The sequence below is a fragment of the Dorea sp. Marseille-P4042 genome (assembly GCF_900290215.1).
GTDB lineage: Bacteria > Bacillota > Clostridia > Lachnospirales > Lachnospiraceae > Dorea > Dorea formicigenerans.
Window position 1 is genome coordinate 212,145 of record NZ_OLMI01000002.1, and the last position, 15,350, is coordinate 227,494.

The window sequence follows — 15,350 nt, forward strand, 5'->3', positions numbered from 1 at the left end:
CTGCCAGATATGAGAACCTTAGAAATTCCAATGTATTTCAATAGGTACTTCCTTAGTTACAGGGTCTTTCTTGCCAACCAATACATAATCAATCAGCTTTTCAACGATTTCCCTGTCTAAGTGTTCAAGATTTGTATATTGCTCGATTAACTGACGTCTGTTATCGCCAACTTGCATTTTTCTTTCAATAACATCAAGCTGTTTCTGCGTATCAATTACCAGTTTTTCGAGCCTTTCTTTTTGTGTTGAGAAGTCTTTAGATAAATCCAAGTAATCAAGTTCGGAAAGAATACCCTTTACCTTATCTAAATATAGTTCACGGATTCCTTTTGTGTATTCCGCAATCTTTTTTTGATAAGCAGCAATCTCCGTTTCCAAAGCTTCTTTTTGACCTCGCAAGTCATTATTGAATTGCACATTTTGTTCAAGCTCATCTTTATCCAGATATTCTGCGGATAACTTATTAAGTTCATCAATCACAGCTTTTTCCAATTTGTCTACTGAAATGAAAGAACCTATACAAGCGTCCTTTGCTACATGGCGGTTAGAACATTGTAAATAATGCTTACCACGATTCTTTGATGAACGCATTGTATAACCACAATTCATACAGCGAGCTTTTCTGGCAAATAAGCCGATTGTGCCAACTGTGAAAGGTTTTGCCTTTTGAGCTACCAATGTTTGAACCCTATCCCATAACTCACGGTCAATAATCGGCTCATGTGTACCCTCAACTCTGTACCACTCGTCTTTTGGTCTGGGTTTGTTTTGCTTTGTCTTATAAGAAACGCTGCCATATTTCCCTTGAACCATATTCCCGATATAGATTTCATTCACCAACATATCTGATATGGCAAAATATTTCCATAGGGTACTGTTTTTCGTTTTAGGCTGCTTGTAACGCAAACCATGAAGTCGTTTGTATTCCGTAGGGTTTGGTATTCCTCTGTCATTCAGCATACGGGCAATGGCGGTCTTTCCATATCCCTGTGAAAACAGTGTAAAAACTTCTCTGACAACTTCCGCAGCTTCTTCATCAATAATCAAATGCCCTTTTACGTCAGGGTCTTTTTTGTAACCATACAGGGCAAAAGCACCGATATGGTGTCCGTTCTTTCTTCTGTCAGTGAGAACGCTTTTAATGTTCTCTGACATATCCTCTAAGTACCACTCATTCACCAGACCATTTATCTGTCTTGATTTCTTATTTCCTTTATTAGCGGTATCTGCATTATCAACAATGCTGATGAAACGAATACCCCAAATAGGGAAAAGACCGTGGATATATTTTTCCACTAATTCTAGTTCTCTGGTAAATCTGGATTGTGTCTTACAAAGGACAATATCAAATTTACGATTCTTTGCGTCCTCCAACAACCTGTTAAATTCTGGTCGTCGTCTGTCAGAACCAGTGTAATCATCATCACTGTATATGTTGTAGACTTCCCAACCATGCTCTAATGAGTATTGAAGTAACATTGACTTTTGATTCTGAATACTGTTACTGTCGTCTGTTTCTGATTGTTTGTTTCTATCTTCCTCTGATAAGCGGCAATAAATAGCAACTCTTGATTTTGATTCTATCATGCTTCGTTCTCCTTTTAGAGAAGACGAAACAAACTATCTCTACATAATGTTATTATAACATCTTGTAGGATAGTTTGTCTATCATCTGGCAGGAGTTGCCTTTCCTTTATTTTTTTCATATTGATTTATCAACTCTATCCATTTTAGAGTAAATGTTTTTGTAAACGCCGCTCTATCACAATTTTTAAAAACATTCTTGCAAACTACCTTTGCGTCATTTGCCATTGAACCACCTCACTACAATATATTTACAAAGTATGCAAAAATGCTTGTACATTATGAAAGAATTTGTCTATAAATAAGAAGTAATCAGATGGCTTTGGAAAGCTCCACTGGAATTTCACCATTCCCATTCTGATGGGTGAACCGTGTCATACGGGTGTATCATTATTCTGATATACAGGTCATGGCAGCAACTTTTCCAACAGTCGCTTACGGATCACTGGCATGGTCGCTCGCTTCTTTATCCCTCCTTTCGTGGGTCATGGCGTTCCAGTCCGTCGGCTCACCGTATATCAAACGTATCTGATTACTTTATTCATTTTTCAAAGAACACTTGTAAAACGGAGCTGGAATGAGGTGATAGAACACTCCGTATATATTCGCTTATTTCACTCTGACTTCAAAACCTAGAATTGCTTTAATAAGAGCAGCTCTGATTCTGCCTTTCAGTTCCATGTCGACCACAATATACATATTTCCGTGTTCATCATAGAACGGGCGTAAACTTGCTTTTGATATGTAAGCGTCGTAGTGATTTAATATTTTCTCTATTGCCACTTCGTCGCCATCAGCAGCTAAACTGATTGTGGAGAATAGAGGACACTTTTTTGTAGACTTCATCATGTTATAATTCCTCCTCATACATATCTCTAATGAGCTTTAGTGAACACATTCTGTTTCTATAAACAGAGTTTCTGGAAATATCCAAAATCTCTGCGATTTCTGCGTCTGGTAATTCCAGAAAATAGAACATCAACACAACATTGCGTCGTCTTTCGCTTAATTTTTTGATTGCTTCACATAATTTCTCATCATAGACACGAACTTCTGTACCAAACACATCAAAGGAAGTAAATTCAATCGGGTATTCGTCCGATACACCCAACTGGTTTAATTCCAGCTCTGGTATTTCACAGAAAGATATTTCATGCTTTGCACGTCTGGCAAGTTCTTTGTTGTAGTTCTTTACAGTTCTGCCAATCACCTTACGAGCCAGACAGTCAAATTGAAGTCTTATAGCGTTCTCAAATGAAGAAGGTTTCATAATCTCACCTCCTTTCAAGTTGAAGTTGCTAAAGCGAAAAGGCTTTTTACCTCTTTCCGCACTAACACTCAACACGGAGGGGCGATTTGTAACCCGAATCAGAAAAAAATCAAAAAATTTTTTAAAGTAGCAAAAAAGCACAAGGGCATATAAGAAATGCTGTTCTTGTGCTTTTAAAATTGTTCCTGTTATGTAACGTGAAAAACCATATTCAAGGGTATATTGTGCCGCTGTGAAAGCTAGGATTTTTTTGACAATAACGGATATATTGAAGATTGTCGATTATACAGGTCTTTCAATGCGGCTACCTCCCAAAGCCGCTAACCCAAAACCATTATGTTGTTTTTCTATTGATGGGAAAAGAAAAAGGCGGCTTTTCAACCGCCATCTGGAAAAAGGTATTTTGTGACACGCAAAAACGGTACTGTTGATAGCGGTTTTTTTTATTTGCCGCTATGCAGCACTTTTTAATTGATTTACGCATAATAGGAACTGATAAACCTTACTATACGTTTTTCTATACCTGTTAGAAAATCAACAGGAACAGTAAAATGTAGTGAGGTGATTAAATATGCGTAAAAAAGAAGATAAGTATGATTTCAGAGCCTTTGGTCTTGCCATCAAAGAAGCTCGTAAAAAACGAGGTCTTACTCGTGAACAGGTGGGAGCTATGATTGAAATTGACCCACGCTATTTGACAAATATTGAAAACAAAGGGCAGCACCCAAGTTTACAGGTGTTCTATGACCTTGTATCATTACTTAATATTTCCGTTGATGAATTTTTCCTGCCTGCGTCTGATCTGGATAAAAGCACCAGAAGACGACAGTTGGAAAAACAACTTGACAACCTTTCCGATAAGGATTTAATTATCATGGAAAGTGTCGCTGACGGAATTATCAAGTTTAAAAAAATAAAAGAATAATTTTACATTTATCAGAGTTATTTTTTCTTAATGATATTTTCAATGTTAATTATTTTTTGTGCTATCTCTTTATAAAAAGCAGGTTCGTGAGAAACAAGCAAAACTGTGCCTTTAAATTCCTTTAATGCAATTCTTAAAGCTTGTTTTGCTTGAATGTCCAAATGGTTTGTTGGCTCGTCCATGATAATAAAATTACAAGGAGTAAGAGTTAATAGGCATATTTTTACTTTTGCTTGTTCTCCACCGCTTAATGTGCCAATACTCTGCATTGCGTGTTCTCCTATGATTCCGCAACATGCCAGGTTTTTTCTTACTTCCTTTATCGTAAGGGACGGATAACAATCAGACACTATCTGTATTGGAGTTTCCTTTTCATTTTCCCAATATAAATCCTGTTCAAAATATCGTAACTTCACTTGCTCGGAAAAAGAAAATGAACCATTTAGAACATCTAATTTTCCGACCAATGTCTTTAATAATGTCGATTTTCCAATACCGTTAAAACCAGTTATTACAACTTTCTGTCCACCATTAATAGCAAAATCAATGTCAGATAAAACAGGATAATGATAACCAACAGATAAATGCTTAACGCTTAAATGTTCTGTATTTGTCAAAGGCATTTCACGAAAATGAAAAAATGGCACAACTTCTTTTTGTTCAATAGCCTCCATCTTATCCATTCTGTCTAGTTGCTTTTGTCTGCCCCTTGCCATTTTTGATTTTCTTCCTGCTATATTTTTACGGATAAATTCTTCCGTTTTCTTGATTTCCTTTTGCTGTGCGGAATATTGACGTATATAATTCTCTCGCAGAGCAGTTTTCTTTTTCAAAAATTCCGAATAAGTGCCATGATATTTTCCGATTTTGTAGTTATCTATATCACAAATTCGATTTGAAATTTTTTCTAAAAAACTATAATCATGCGAAACAACCATAAAGGCATTACTTAAACCGCAGAGATATTCCGACAGCCAATCAATATGTTCTTTATCCAAAAAATTGGTTGGTTCATCAAGCAATAATACGTCTGGCTTTTCAAGCAATAGTTTTGCTAATATTACCTTTGCACGTTGACCGCCACTCATTTGTGCAATAGGTCTATCTAAACCGATTGCTGATAATCCCAAACCAGTTGCGACCTGCTCTATTTTCGTATCAATCAAATAAAAATCCTGTCGTTCTAATTCTTCTTGATACTTTGCTGCTATGTCTAAGTTTTGAAAATCACCATCATGTATATTCTCATATAAACAGTTCATTTTTTCTTCCAATTCATATAGATGTGAAAAAGCAGTTTTCAAAAATCTTTTCATATCAAGCTGCATATCAATTTCAGCGTATTGGTCTAAATAGCCGATACTTGTTTTAGGCTGCCATATAATACGCCCTTCATCGGGGAGAAGTTGCCCCGTACAAAGTTTAATCAGCGTACTTTTTCCCGTTCCATTCTGCCCGACAATTCCAATATGTTCTCCTTTGTTTAATGAAAAATCTGCATTTTTATATAAAACATTTTCACTAAACGAATGTGATAAATTTGTAATCTCTAATAAACTCATGTTTCATGTTCCTTTCTCTGTTTTTGAGCATAAAAAATAGGAGGCAAAATACACAAAGTGCAATAGCCTCCTGTTAAAATTATGAATGTATAACAAAAGACTATAGACAAAACATTGCCTATAGCCTTAATTTTTTTACGTTTTATAACATACGGAAAAGAGACAATAAAAGTATATCACTCTATTGCCACATTCCCGATGAAATCTTACGCATTTTTTATATGCTATACTCTGTACAATGTTTCATCGGATTTAATTGTACAGAGATAAGTTTCTTTTTGGGTTGATTTGTTATATAGTAATTCATAATTTTTCTCCTTTATAAAACAAAGAAATTTTAACACATTCATTTTAATGTGTCAATCTATCAGATTATCTTTTTATCCTACAATCTTCCAGTTACTATCTTTTTCCAGCGTTAAGTCAAACTGTGAAATCTGTGTTGCTTTTGTTCTCTGGTCGAGATACTTCACCGATACCGAAACTTTGACCTGTTCCCCATCTTTGATGAAGATAGGATTTACCAACTCTGAAAACAGATAACCACAGTTTACAGGTTCAAGCACATTGCCAGATACATAATAGGCAAGCTCCTTTTCCGTAGCGGTAGGGTACAGCTTAAAGAATGTTTCCAAGAACTCTGTCACTTCCTCCGTTGTGGCAGCATCCACCGTTCCGTCAGATTCCTTTGTCTTTGGTTCATAGCTGGATTTTGTCGGTGTGCTGCTAATGGTCGGATTCTGTGTGATAACCATGTTTCCATTGCTATCTACATGAACCACTACCATATAAGCGGAGGTGTAACCGATTGACGTTTCACCCTCCGTTACCGTCTGATCTACGGAGTAGACAACGGTAAAGTCGTCTGTTCCAGCCTGTTCTATATCCCAAATCTTTACATCTGTTACCGTAGAGCTTGTAGGTATATCCTGCCTTACCGTATCGACATTCAAATCCTGCAAGCTCTTAGTCAGATAATTGTTGATGGCTGCGGTTCTTTTATCAATGGATTCCTGCGTATTACTCCAAGAATAGTAGGACTTCGCAAAGGCTTTTACAAAGTTCTCTATCCTGTTAGTGTCAACAATTCTTTGTTCAATGACTTCCTTTTCATGTACCGTGTGCATATCAATGGCGGTGAAATTCTTATACACCCCAAAGCTGACGCTTGTAATCAGCACCAGCCATAAGGCAATCACAGTTTTCTTGTGTGTGCCGACTTTCATCACAGGCACTTTTTTCTCTTTTTTCGGTTTTGATTCCTTGTCCTTTTTCTTAAATATCATAGTACCATTTCCTTTCTATTTTGATTTTACCCGACCAGCACCAATCAAGTGTTTCTGCCAGTACGGGCTTGTTAAATCTGCATATCCAATAGGGTCGCCAGCGTGATACATTCTGTTGTTTCCTGCATAGATTCCCACATGGGTGACATACGTTCCAGAATTATAAGTGGAGTGAAAGAATACCAAGTCACCAGCTTTCGCCTGTGACAGCGGTATGTGCTGTGTAGCGTCATACTGTGCCTGTGCGGTACGAGGTAGACTGATACCAGCTTTCCCATAGCACCAAGACGTAAGACCAGAACAGTCAAAGCTGGTGTTTGGATTGCTGCCGCCAAAGACATACTTCCAGCCTTGATACTTCAATGCTTCTTTGAAGATTGCCTGTGCGGTAGCGTCACTGAAACTGGGAACAGCTAAATACTGGTTCACCAGACGGACATAGAACATATTTCCGTACTTATAACGCCAGCCGCCATTTTCCTTAATGGAAATCTCATTCTTATAGGTGACTTTGACACCGCCCGATTTGTCTTTAGCGAAACTGACAGCCAGTTCAAAAGTGTACTTTTTTCCATGCTTCGCCACATAGTCAATGAAGCCACCGCCATAGTTATAGGCTTGTACCACTGTGTCAATGTCACAGCCTTTTGCTTCTGCGGATTTTAAAAGCTCCGAGAAGTATTTACACCCCTGTTTGATGGATTCCTCCGTCGAGAGGGAATTAGGCGGCAACCCCATTGATTCTGACGACTGCATGACATCCGTAGCTGTACCGCCAGATTCCACCTGCATGATGGCAAGCAGATAGTTCACATAGTCCGAGATTCCGTATTCTTTCGCATATTTTTCTACCGTCGGTTGATGTTTCAGCACTTCCTCTGACAGATTCAGTCCAGAAAAATCAAAGTAGGAAGTGCTGTTTTCTTCATCATCTGCGGTCACGATAAACAGGAACAAAAGCAGACAGATAATCACCGTAAAAATCCCACCGAACACAGCGAAGTGTCTTAGCTTCATTTCTTACCGCCTTTCCTGCTGGTCGTTTTCTTCATGGTTGACGGGTTTGTGGTCTTTTTCTGTACGGTCTTTGTCTGCTTTTGATGTTTGATTGTCTGACGGGGCATATCTGTCACAGTTCCCGAATGTTTTGGTGTAGCTGCTGGAGAAGAAGATTCTCTGGCAACCTGCGTCCTTACTTCCTGTTGCTTTGTGACAGGCTCTTTTGCTCTGGCAGATTGTGATTGCTCCCTCTTAACAGTAGTAGGACGTTCTTTGATATTCTGTTCTTCTTTAGAACCTGCCGCCTGTGGAGCTGCTTTCGCAGATACAGGCGTTGTCACTGGTCGCTCATGCAATGGGGCAGTTCCTTTCGCTGTACCAGCTTTTGTCGCTGATCTATTGTCCTGTCGCTCCTTATCCCGTGTTTCCTGTTTCTTCTGTGTCTTATCCACTATCGGACGTTGCTTATCCTGTTTTTCTGATTGCGGTTGTTTCGATACCGCCTTTTTATCCACGATACCACGCTTAGAAGCGGACTTCGTTTCCTGCGACTGGCTTACAGAGCTGCTATGTACTGTTGATTGCGAAGAATCACTGTTCTGCTTATCGGGTAATGCAAGCGGCTTCTGATTCGTTGGCAGAGCAGGCGGCTTTCCGTTACCTCCACTATTGGAAGATGGCATATTGTTTGGTCTGGTATGACCGCTGCCTGCTGATTTTTTATTATCTGCTTTTTTCGTAGAAGCAGAAGCAGCCGCCGCACCAGCAACACCGCCAACAGCACTAGCCGCAACCGTTCTTCCGATTTTACGCTCCAAGCGTCTTGCTCTGCGGTTAAGGAACATATAAGGTCGTCGCATGATTCGTCTGCTGACCTGCTGTGTATCAGAAGATTGCAGACTGAACATTGCCATCAAATCACCCAGTTTAAAGTAGATTCCTGCAAAGGTGACTATCTGTAAAAAGGCAATCATAAAGAACGGATAGCCAGAAGAAATAGAGTAAAACATGGTCGAGATACTAAATGCTGTCGTAATAATCAGTGTGATTCCTGCCCTCATCATAATGGTATTGAACAGCTTCGTAAGTGCCTTTTTTGCCATATCCTCATAGGTCGGAATCATAGACAGGATAAAACTGATTGGCAGGAACATAGCGTAAATGATAAATAGCACCTGTGAGAAAATCATCATGCCCGTAAGCAGAAATACAAAAACCGAGATACCGATATTAAAGATGAACAGAAACACCACCATACCTAAACGTGTCATGGTCTTTGTGACGCTCAAATAATCATTGTCCTTATCCTCGATTTCCTCAATCACAACGTCCTCTCTGTCGTCCGTGTCTGGACTTTCCGATAACAGGCTTTCCACACGGTCAGAACCGAGCGTTTCTATATCCGATTCCCCGTACTGTAAAAGCAGCCACGGTTGTTTCACCTGTATGGAAAACAGGCTGTCTCTTATTAAATCTACGCTGTCTTTTCCTTTGCTGTTGGAATCGGGCAGCACGATTTTTGTACCGAGCGATAATGCCGAGCTGCTTATATCTGCGGAAAAGTCATTGATTTTGCTGATATAGTTTGGGGCATAGGCAATAAAGGACGCTGACAGGATAAATACCACAAGAAAGTTGATAACCGCATGAATGGCTTTTGTGGTTTCTCTTTTTAACAGTCCTGTGTATGCCACATAGATTCCCATTACCAGAATGAGGATAAGCAGGAATCCTACATAAAATCCCTCACTGGAAAAGCCATTGGAAGTCACACCAGCTAATGTCTGAATGTTCTTTCCGATAGAGCTTGCAGTATCAGAGATAAAGTCCAGCTTATAGGCTTCCTGTACTACATAGCCTGTCGCATTGGAGATATAAAGGCTCACCGTCCAGACAAAGTTTGTGATGGCATATAGTCCGTACTGAATACTTTTGCCGATACCGTCAAGCCAGTTCCACGGCAGCCAATCCCAACTTGAATCCACATAGAAATCAAGCTGGTAGTTTTCCAGCGGATATTTGGAATAGGTGTTAGCGTCACTCACCGTATTGTCTACCAGGCCAGCCGCATGAGCTACCGTACCCGTGATAGATAAAAATACCAGCACACCGAGAATCACCGAAAGCGTGATAAGCAGATAACGGACTATTTTTCTCTTGTCCATAGGCTTCACCTCATTTCTTCCGTCTGCACTGGCGGTCTGGTATCAAAGGCATGGAACAGGTCAGCGAATACAGGGTGAATCTGGATAACGCCCACACGCCCGTATAAATCTTGAAACAGGCATTGCCCGTTTTCCAAATCCCTTAATCGCTTCTGGTTGCCCTCGTCCTCCTTATCCACACCGAAAAATTCAAGGGTATTTTTGATTTCTTTTATATCTGTGCTACGAAAGGCAAACTTCAAGCCGATATTGTTCTTCATCTTTTCGTCGTCCACATCACCAGAGTTTTGTGTCACAAAGTACACAGCGGCATTCATGGAACGACCAGCACGAATCAGCTTGTTAGAGAGTGCTTTTCCCTGTGCTACCTGCAAGAACGTCCACGCTTCGTCCAAATCCACCATCTTGAAAATGCTCCTATCCGAATGGATAAAATCTAAGGCAAAGGTACTGATAACGATAAGCATTGCCACGGAAAGCAGCTCCATTGTGGTATATTCTTCAAATTTTGTGTCCTTGTCTGGCAATACAAGGTCAGCCACCTGTATGATGTTAAGCTGTCGGTCTAAACTGATGGATTGTTCCACATCACCGTCCGAGAATAACAGGTGTGCAAAATCATAGTCCGTCATGCTCTCAATATGGTCTGCGATATTCTCTGCCACAGGAGAACCGTCTTTCCTTAATTTATCAATGACACGGAGCAGTCCTCGTTTTTTGCTCTGGGTAACAGAACGGATTGCACGCCTTAATACAGGGAACTTCTCACCGTCACGGGAAGAAATACCTGTAAGGAATGTTAAAATATCAATCGCAAGGCTTTCAGCGTCTTTTGTACGCTTCATAATCACATAAGGGTCAAGAAGTCCTTTGTTCTTATTCTCGCTGGTAAGGTTGACGATTTTGATTTCATGTGCAATATCGGGTAGTGTTTCCTGCCAGTTGCCACGCTCTGATTTTGGGTCTACAATGACCGCTTTTCCTCCAAACAGCACCGCATAATAGATGATAAGGTTGTTACAAAATGACTTGCCACCGCCAAGAGAACCAAGAAAAGCGGCAGCTAACGCATTGGTGACGGAACCCTTAACGCCCTGTGCCGCAAGGCTGGGTTTCAGATATACATTTTTTCCTGTATCAAGGTTATAGCCGATATAGATACCGTCCGTTTCCCCAAGCTGCTGTGTCGCACCGAATCCAAGTCCAGCCAGAAAGTCAGAAGTGACGTATTGGATATAATCATTGATATATCTTTTGCTGGACGGGATAAACTCACCATGCAACCCCAACATATCACCGAATGGGCGTACCAGCTTCACATTCAAATCGTCGTAGAAGTCCTTGACTTCATCACAGCGGCGTTTCAGTTCTTCCAGAGTATTAGCCGCCACACGGATAACGTAGGACAGCTTATACATGGATTCTTTGGACTGGTCTAAGTTCGTTTCCAGCTCATTGACTGAATCCAGAGCTTCAATGACGGTATTTCCTGTTTCGTTGTTGGATTCCCAAGCATGATTATCCAAGTCTTTCAGCTCTTTCTTTTTGTTCCTAACAGTCGTCAGAGCCTTTTTGTTGGTGACGATTTCCACATTCATAGAAGTGGAAACGGGGAACGTGAATTGCTGTTGCTGATAATAAAATATCTCGCTTGACGGAAAATCCAGCTCACCCACGATATTGTTAATCGTGAAGTAGGCAACAAAAGTTGTCTGATCTTCACGCTCAATCTTTAGGTATCGCTGGTTTTCTTCAATCATGCAGCGTGTCGGACGGATAAGGTCATATCGCTTCACCAATGTTTCACGCTTTGACTTTCTTATCGGGAGGTCATAACTGTAATCACTGTAGGCAACGCCGGTATTCCCGTAGATATGTTCCAAGAGGTAGCCGAAGTCGTTCTTATCTAGTCTGCGGAACTGAAAGCGGCGTGAGATTTTGCTTTCCAAGAATTTTTCCATCTTTAGGAAACGGTTGATTTCATCATTACTCATGGAAACGAAGTCACCCATCAGCTTGTGATTGACTTCATAGATAAAATCCGCAAAGGTCATAGCTGCTGATTTTCGCATACCCTTGAAGCTGATTTCTTCCTCATTTACCAGCAGCTTGAAGCCAAGAAAAAAGCGGTAGTCAATCTGATTTTCACCAATCATCTCAACCAACGCTTCTGTCTGTTCATCTACCTTTTTACAGGCAATCTCTTTTAATCTGCCTGTGATTCCCTTTTTGGAACGCTCCTGTACTGCACGCAGGCTGTCCTCTGTGGCAATCTGTAGGGCATGGATTTTTCCGTCACGGTTCTGGGCGATAAGCTGACGGAAGTTGTCATGCACCATGTATTTTTCTTCTGGTGACAGGAACGAATAATTGTAAGGTGTCAGCTCATAGTAGGCAAAGCACTCACCGTCATGATTGAACACCAGATTGTTTTCTATGTACTTAATCGGGAACATACATCACACTCCTAACTGCGGTCACGCTTGTATTGAATTTCTGATTTTTCAGTTTGATAGCTTTTCCTGCATAGGTCACTTTTGGTCGGAGGAAAAAGCTCACACAGGATTTTAGGAATCCAAAAGGCTTTTTTCCGTCAAAGGTCTTTTGCGATACAAACCAAGTGAACGCCACAGGGATTCCAAAGTATTTGAGAAATGCACCGTCAATCATGTTAAAGGGCGGTAGCTCCCCAAAGAGAATCACCACAAACAGCGACACCACGAACCAAGCCATCTGACTGAACGTGACAGGGAACGGGAGCTGAAAGTCGTTGATTGCATAAATGACTTTTTCCACGCTCCATATGCTTGTATAGCTTTTGATTTTCTTCAATTTTCACAGCTCCTTTCTGTTCTAAAATGGAAACAGCAGCCTATGTTTCAAGGCTGCTGCAAAAAAATAACCAGTGTCATTTCACTGGCAGATAAAAAATATTCAGTTGTAATTGTTAATACGGACATTCAAACACGCCATGATTGGTGACGACAAAACGCCCCTCTAAATCAAGGTCACGCCCGTAGGCTTCATAGTCTATGTAACTGCGGATTCTGTCTGGTATCTCACCCAGACTTTGACATTCATCTATGAAGTAATAGGCAACGTCTGTCATATCGTCACAATCGGGATAATGGATAATATCGTCTGCATGTTCGCACAAATCTTCCAAGCTGCTGTAATAGCCTAGCAGTTCCGATAATTCGTCCTGTATGTCCTCTGGTAAGTCCTCCACCATTTCACACAGGCGGTTGACTTCCTCAATGGGTGTGTACTCGTCAATCTCAAAGGGTAGCTCATAATCATGGATTGCGTATTCTTCGTATCTGTCATTCAAGCCGATACGTTCTGCCATCTCGTCATAATCAACGGGCGGCGTAAACCACGCACCCACAAGCTCACCCTCGTTGTATTTCCCAAGATTGGCGATATAGATTCGCATTTCTTCGATACCACATCACCCCTTTACTGATAGCGGAATACGCCGCTTGTGGTAAATAAGTATCTGTCGTCCATTTCCAGCTCACTACCATAGGAGTGATAGTCGATATGTTTCAACAGTTCGTGAGGAATCTCACCAAAAACATATTCTTCACGGATAAGGTATTCTGCCAGAGCTGCACCGTCACCCACATCATAGTAGCGTATCTCGTCCTTGTGGTCGATAAATTCCTCGAAGCTGGAAAACCATTTCTGCTGAATGGCTTTCATTTCATTGCCGATAGGCGTACCCTCCAATTCCAGCACCATGCGGCAGTTGGCATTGATTTCCCAGAGCTGCGTATCGCTGTGTAAGTCAAAGGGCAGCTCATAGTCTGCAATCTTAATCTGTTCTTCGTTTTCCACACCGAGCTTTTCTCTGACTTCCTCAAAGTCCACAGGGCAGTGAAACCAGTCACCAGAGTAACCGTCGTCCTCGTCATGGTAGGGTTTCGTATTATTTAAAAGGTAGATTCGCATTTCCTGCAAGGTCTGTCACTTCCTTTCTTCATTTCCAGTATTCCCATTATAACAGCATAATCTACACCGAACACATAATGAGAAAATTTTTCTAACTGTTCTTTGGGATAATCAAGCGGTAACTGTCGTTTGATTTCTTCCCACACCTCACGTTTGTGGTAGGGCAGGTCAGAAACATCATTACAGCCGATACAGTCTTTCATATCCTCAAAAATATCTGTTTTCATAGTGTCCTCCAATCTTAAAATTTTGCATAGAAAAAGCAGCTAACCAATAAAGTTGCTGCCTTTTTATTACAATCGTTGATTCTTAGTGCTTTTAATCTTCTTTAATGGAAGAAGCAATATTACTGTTTTTGATTTTGTTGTTATCTCCTAAAGTAACACTTTTATCATTATATATTAGCACATGGATATGATTTATAATATTATTCAATTCTTTTTCACTTTTGCTTTCAATATCAATATCTAAATCATCTAAATTACCGAATTGTTTTTCCAAATATGATAGAATATCAAGCAATTTACTTTCAACTTTTGGAAAAATATTTAATACTTTTGGCATATTAAGCTCAACACTAGCTGTTGCAATCATCATACCGAGGTCATTGTTTGCCTGTGCTATGTATGGATAATATTCAGCAGGAATCGGTTTTATCAATCCGCTATTATCATTTTTTTCACTTTCTGCAATAACACCTTTTAATGCTTCGATACCTTGTCTGATTTTAATAGTCAAAATATCTTCTTTAATTTCATCGGGCAAATTACCAAGTGGTAAAGGAACATGGTTATATGTTATATGATTTGCCATTGACCCTTTGAAATAAGTTCCATATAGTTGTCCTCCAATTACTCTATAATCTGGAATTTCTACATCATCAGGATAACCTTCTATTTCATAGTTTACCCAATCAAGCAAATCATCGTTTTCTAAATCTTGCAATAATACCTTCGTACGTTTCAGTGCAGTTTGTGTATCTGCCTTACCGTTTGCAAGGTCTTTAATAATTTGACTTTTAGCCATTAAAACCACCCCTCAATCCATGTAATAATATTTTGCCAGAAAGAAAATAATAAAATTATACCCACAAAAAGAGAAACCAAAATGCCACAAATCCACGGGTGCTTATCATAAAATCTCTTTTTTTCTTTAAGATTGGTATTCTCTATCTTTTCTGCAATATTTGAATTTACAATCTTGTTGCCATCACCAATGTTTATTCCCACTAAATAATTCCTCCAGTAAATCTATATTTGCATATGATTTTAGCACTAATATAGATGATATACAATCTTTTGTTTTTTACTTTAGGACTATCGGAGCATTACGCTCCGATAATCTTATTAAATAACTGTAACAGTACGTCTTTTACGCCAGCGGCATTGAATACCAAGCCGACAGCGATTAAGGCAATCACCAGAAAGCCGATAAGTTTGGAAAACTCACGCTTGAATCCGAGATACACCCCGATAACAGCGATTGCCATAAGCACAAGGGATTGTGCGTTAGATAAAAACCAGTTGTATATGGATAGGTAAGTTCCTGATATTATAAATATCTCAAACTTTTCCCCCCATTCACACGGAGCGTGCGACTTTCACC

Annotated in this window: 17 protein-coding genes; 1 reads left to right on the top strand and 16 read right to left on the bottom strand. The window is 40.0% G+C overall.

From position 1 onward, the window contains the following. Positions 1-18 precede the first annotated feature (18 nt). The 4 genes from C7E02_RS06430 to C7E02_RS06440 form a co-directional block, all read right to left on the bottom strand. Positions 19-1,587: a recombinase family protein gene (locus tag C7E02_RS06430; RefSeq protein WP_105309100.1), complete on the bottom strand. Its 1,569-nt coding sequence runs from the start codon at positions 1,585-1,587 to the stop codon at positions 19-21. A gap of 81 nt (positions 1,588-1,668) precedes the next feature. Next, complete coding sequence (locus tag C7E02_RS19380; RefSeq protein WP_203226950.1) at positions 1,669-1,812, bottom strand: hypothetical protein; 144 nt, start codon at positions 1,810-1,812, stop codon at positions 1,669-1,671. 381 nt (positions 1,813-2,193) lie between these two features. Continuing rightward, positions 2,194-2,433, bottom strand: coding sequence for a helix-turn-helix domain-containing protein (locus tag C7E02_RS06435; RefSeq protein ID WP_006857574.1), 240 nt, complete (start codon positions 2,431-2,433; stop codon positions 2,194-2,196). Position 2,434: 1 nt separating this feature from the next. Next, entirely contained in the window at positions 2,435-2,854 is a 420-nt protein-coding gene (locus tag C7E02_RS06440) for an RNA polymerase sigma factor (protein WP_016440028.1), read from the bottom strand. Between the two features lie 571 nt (positions 2,855-3,425). Here C7E02_RS06440 and C7E02_RS06445 point away from each other — a divergent pair. Beyond that, positions 3,426-3,779 (top strand): helix-turn-helix domain-containing protein, encoded by a 354-nt coding sequence (locus tag C7E02_RS06445; RefSeq protein ID WP_105309101.1) that lies wholly within the window; start codon positions 3,426-3,428, stop codon positions 3,777-3,779. Between the two features lie 17 nt (positions 3,780-3,796). Here C7E02_RS06445 and abc-f read toward each other — a convergent pair whose 3' ends face one another. The 12 genes from abc-f to C7E02_RS19660 form a co-directional block, all read right to left on the bottom strand. Beyond that, positions 3,797-5,341: a ribosomal protection-like ABC-F family protein gene (gene abc-f / locus C7E02_RS06450; protein WP_105309102.1), complete on the bottom strand. Its 1,545-nt coding sequence runs from the start codon at positions 5,339-5,341 to the stop codon at positions 3,797-3,799. Positions 5,342-5,721: 380 nt separating this feature from the next. Continuing rightward, positions 5,722-6,624, bottom strand: coding sequence for a conjugal transfer protein (locus C7E02_RS06455; protein ID WP_270850521.1), 903 nt, complete (start codon positions 6,622-6,624; stop codon positions 5,722-5,724). An 18-nt stretch (positions 6,625-6,642) separates the two neighbouring features. Continuing rightward, on the bottom strand, positions 6,643-7,644 hold the full coding sequence (locus C7E02_RS06460; RefSeq protein ID WP_016440024.1) for a bifunctional lytic transglycosylase/C40 family peptidase: 1,002 nt from the start codon (positions 7,642-7,644) through the stop codon (positions 6,643-6,645). Continuing rightward, positions 7,641-9,791 (bottom strand): CD3337/EF1877 family mobilome membrane protein, encoded by a 2,151-nt coding sequence (locus C7E02_RS06465; RefSeq protein ID WP_105309103.1) that lies wholly within the window; start codon positions 9,789-9,791, stop codon positions 7,641-7,643. The genes C7E02_RS06460 and C7E02_RS06465 overlap by 4 nt, the downstream gene beginning before the upstream one ends. A gap of 5 nt (positions 9,792-9,796) precedes the next feature. Then, positions 9,797-12,247 (bottom strand): ATP-binding protein, encoded by a 2,451-nt coding sequence (locus C7E02_RS06470; RefSeq protein ID WP_105309104.1) that lies wholly within the window; start codon positions 12,245-12,247, stop codon positions 9,797-9,799. Beyond that, a complete protein-coding gene (locus C7E02_RS06475; protein ID WP_105309105.1) occupies positions 12,234-12,623 on the bottom strand; it encodes a conjugal transfer protein in 390 nt (129 codons plus the stop codon). The genes C7E02_RS06470 and C7E02_RS06475 overlap by 14 nt, the downstream gene beginning before the upstream one ends. Positions 12,624-12,738: 115 nt before the next feature. Beyond that, entirely contained in the window at positions 12,739-13,227 is a 489-nt protein-coding gene (locus C7E02_RS06480; protein WP_005335611.1) for an antirestriction protein ArdA, read from the bottom strand. Positions 13,228-13,250: 23 nt separating this feature from the next. Then, complete coding sequence (locus tag C7E02_RS06485; RefSeq protein WP_105309808.1) at positions 13,251-13,745, bottom strand: antirestriction protein ArdA; 495 nt, start codon at positions 13,743-13,745, stop codon at positions 13,251-13,253. Beyond that, positions 13,727-13,972 carry a hypothetical protein gene (locus C7E02_RS06490; protein WP_016440018.1) on the bottom strand — a complete coding sequence of 82 codons (246 nt, stop codon included), beginning with the start codon at positions 13,970-13,972 and terminating at the stop codon, positions 13,727-13,729. Before C7E02_RS06490 ends, C7E02_RS06485 begins: the two co-directional genes overlap by 19 nt. A 91-nt stretch (positions 13,973-14,063) precedes the next feature. After that, entirely contained in the window at positions 14,064-14,771 is a 708-nt protein-coding gene (locus C7E02_RS06495) for an AbiTii domain-containing protein (RefSeq protein WP_105309106.1), read from the bottom strand. Further along, entirely contained in the window at positions 14,771-14,974 is a 204-nt protein-coding gene (locus C7E02_RS06500; protein ID WP_016440016.1) for a hypothetical protein, read from the bottom strand. Before C7E02_RS06500 ends, C7E02_RS06495 begins: the two co-directional genes overlap by 1 nt. Positions 14,975-15,072: 98 nt before the next feature. Then, positions 15,073-15,297, bottom strand: coding sequence for a hypothetical protein (locus tag C7E02_RS19660; RefSeq protein ID WP_242978832.1), 225 nt, complete (start codon positions 15,295-15,297; stop codon positions 15,073-15,075). Positions 15,298-15,350 lie beyond the last annotated feature (53 nt).

Bases quoted from the DNA above. Each gene is read 5' to 3' on its own strand.
- C7E02_RS06480 (WP_005335611.1), bottom strand. From the start codon at position 13,227: ATGCGAATCTATATCGCCAATCTTGGGAAATACAACGAGGGTGAGCTT.
- C7E02_RS19380 (WP_203226950.1), bottom strand. From the start codon at position 1,812: ATGGCAAATGACGCAAAGGTAGTTTGCAAGAATGTTTTTAAAAATTGT.
- C7E02_RS06440 (WP_016440028.1), bottom strand. From the start codon at position 2,854: ATGAAACCTTCTTCATTTGAGAACGCTATAAGACTTCAATTTGACTGT.
- C7E02_RS06465 (WP_105309103.1), bottom strand. From the start codon at position 9,791: ATGGACAAGAGAAAAATAGTCCGTTATCTGCTTATCACGCTTTCGGTG.
- abc-f (WP_105309102.1), bottom strand. From the start codon at position 5,341: ATGAGTTTATTAGAGATTACAAATTTATCACATTCGTTTAGTGAAAAT.
- C7E02_RS06470 (WP_105309104.1), bottom strand. From the start codon at position 12,247: ATGTTCCCGATTAAGTACATAGAAAACAATCTGGTGTTCAATCATGAC.
- C7E02_RS06435 (WP_006857574.1), bottom strand. From the start codon at position 2,433: ATGATGAAGTCTACAAAAAAGTGTCCTCTATTCTCCACAATCAGTTTA.
- C7E02_RS06445 (WP_105309101.1), top strand. From the start codon at position 3,426: ATGCGTAAAAAAGAAGATAAGTATGATTTCAGAGCCTTTGGTCTTGCC.
- C7E02_RS06460 (WP_016440024.1), bottom strand. From the start codon at position 7,644: ATGAAGCTAAGACACTTCGCTGTGTTCGGTGGGATTTTTACGGTGATT.
- C7E02_RS06485 (WP_105309808.1), bottom strand. From the start codon at position 13,745: ATGCGAATCTACCTTTTAAATAATACGAAACCCTACCATGACGAGGAC.
- C7E02_RS06490 (WP_016440018.1), bottom strand. From the start codon at position 13,972: ATGAAAACAGATATTTTTGAGGATATGAAAGACTGTATCGGCTGTAAT.
- C7E02_RS06495 (WP_105309106.1), bottom strand. From the start codon at position 14,771: ATGGCTAAAAGTCAAATTATTAAAGACCTTGCAAACGGTAAGGCAGAT.
- C7E02_RS06430 (WP_105309100.1), bottom strand. From the start codon at position 1,587: ATGATAGAATCAAAATCAAGAGTTGCTATTTATTGCCGCTTATCAGAG.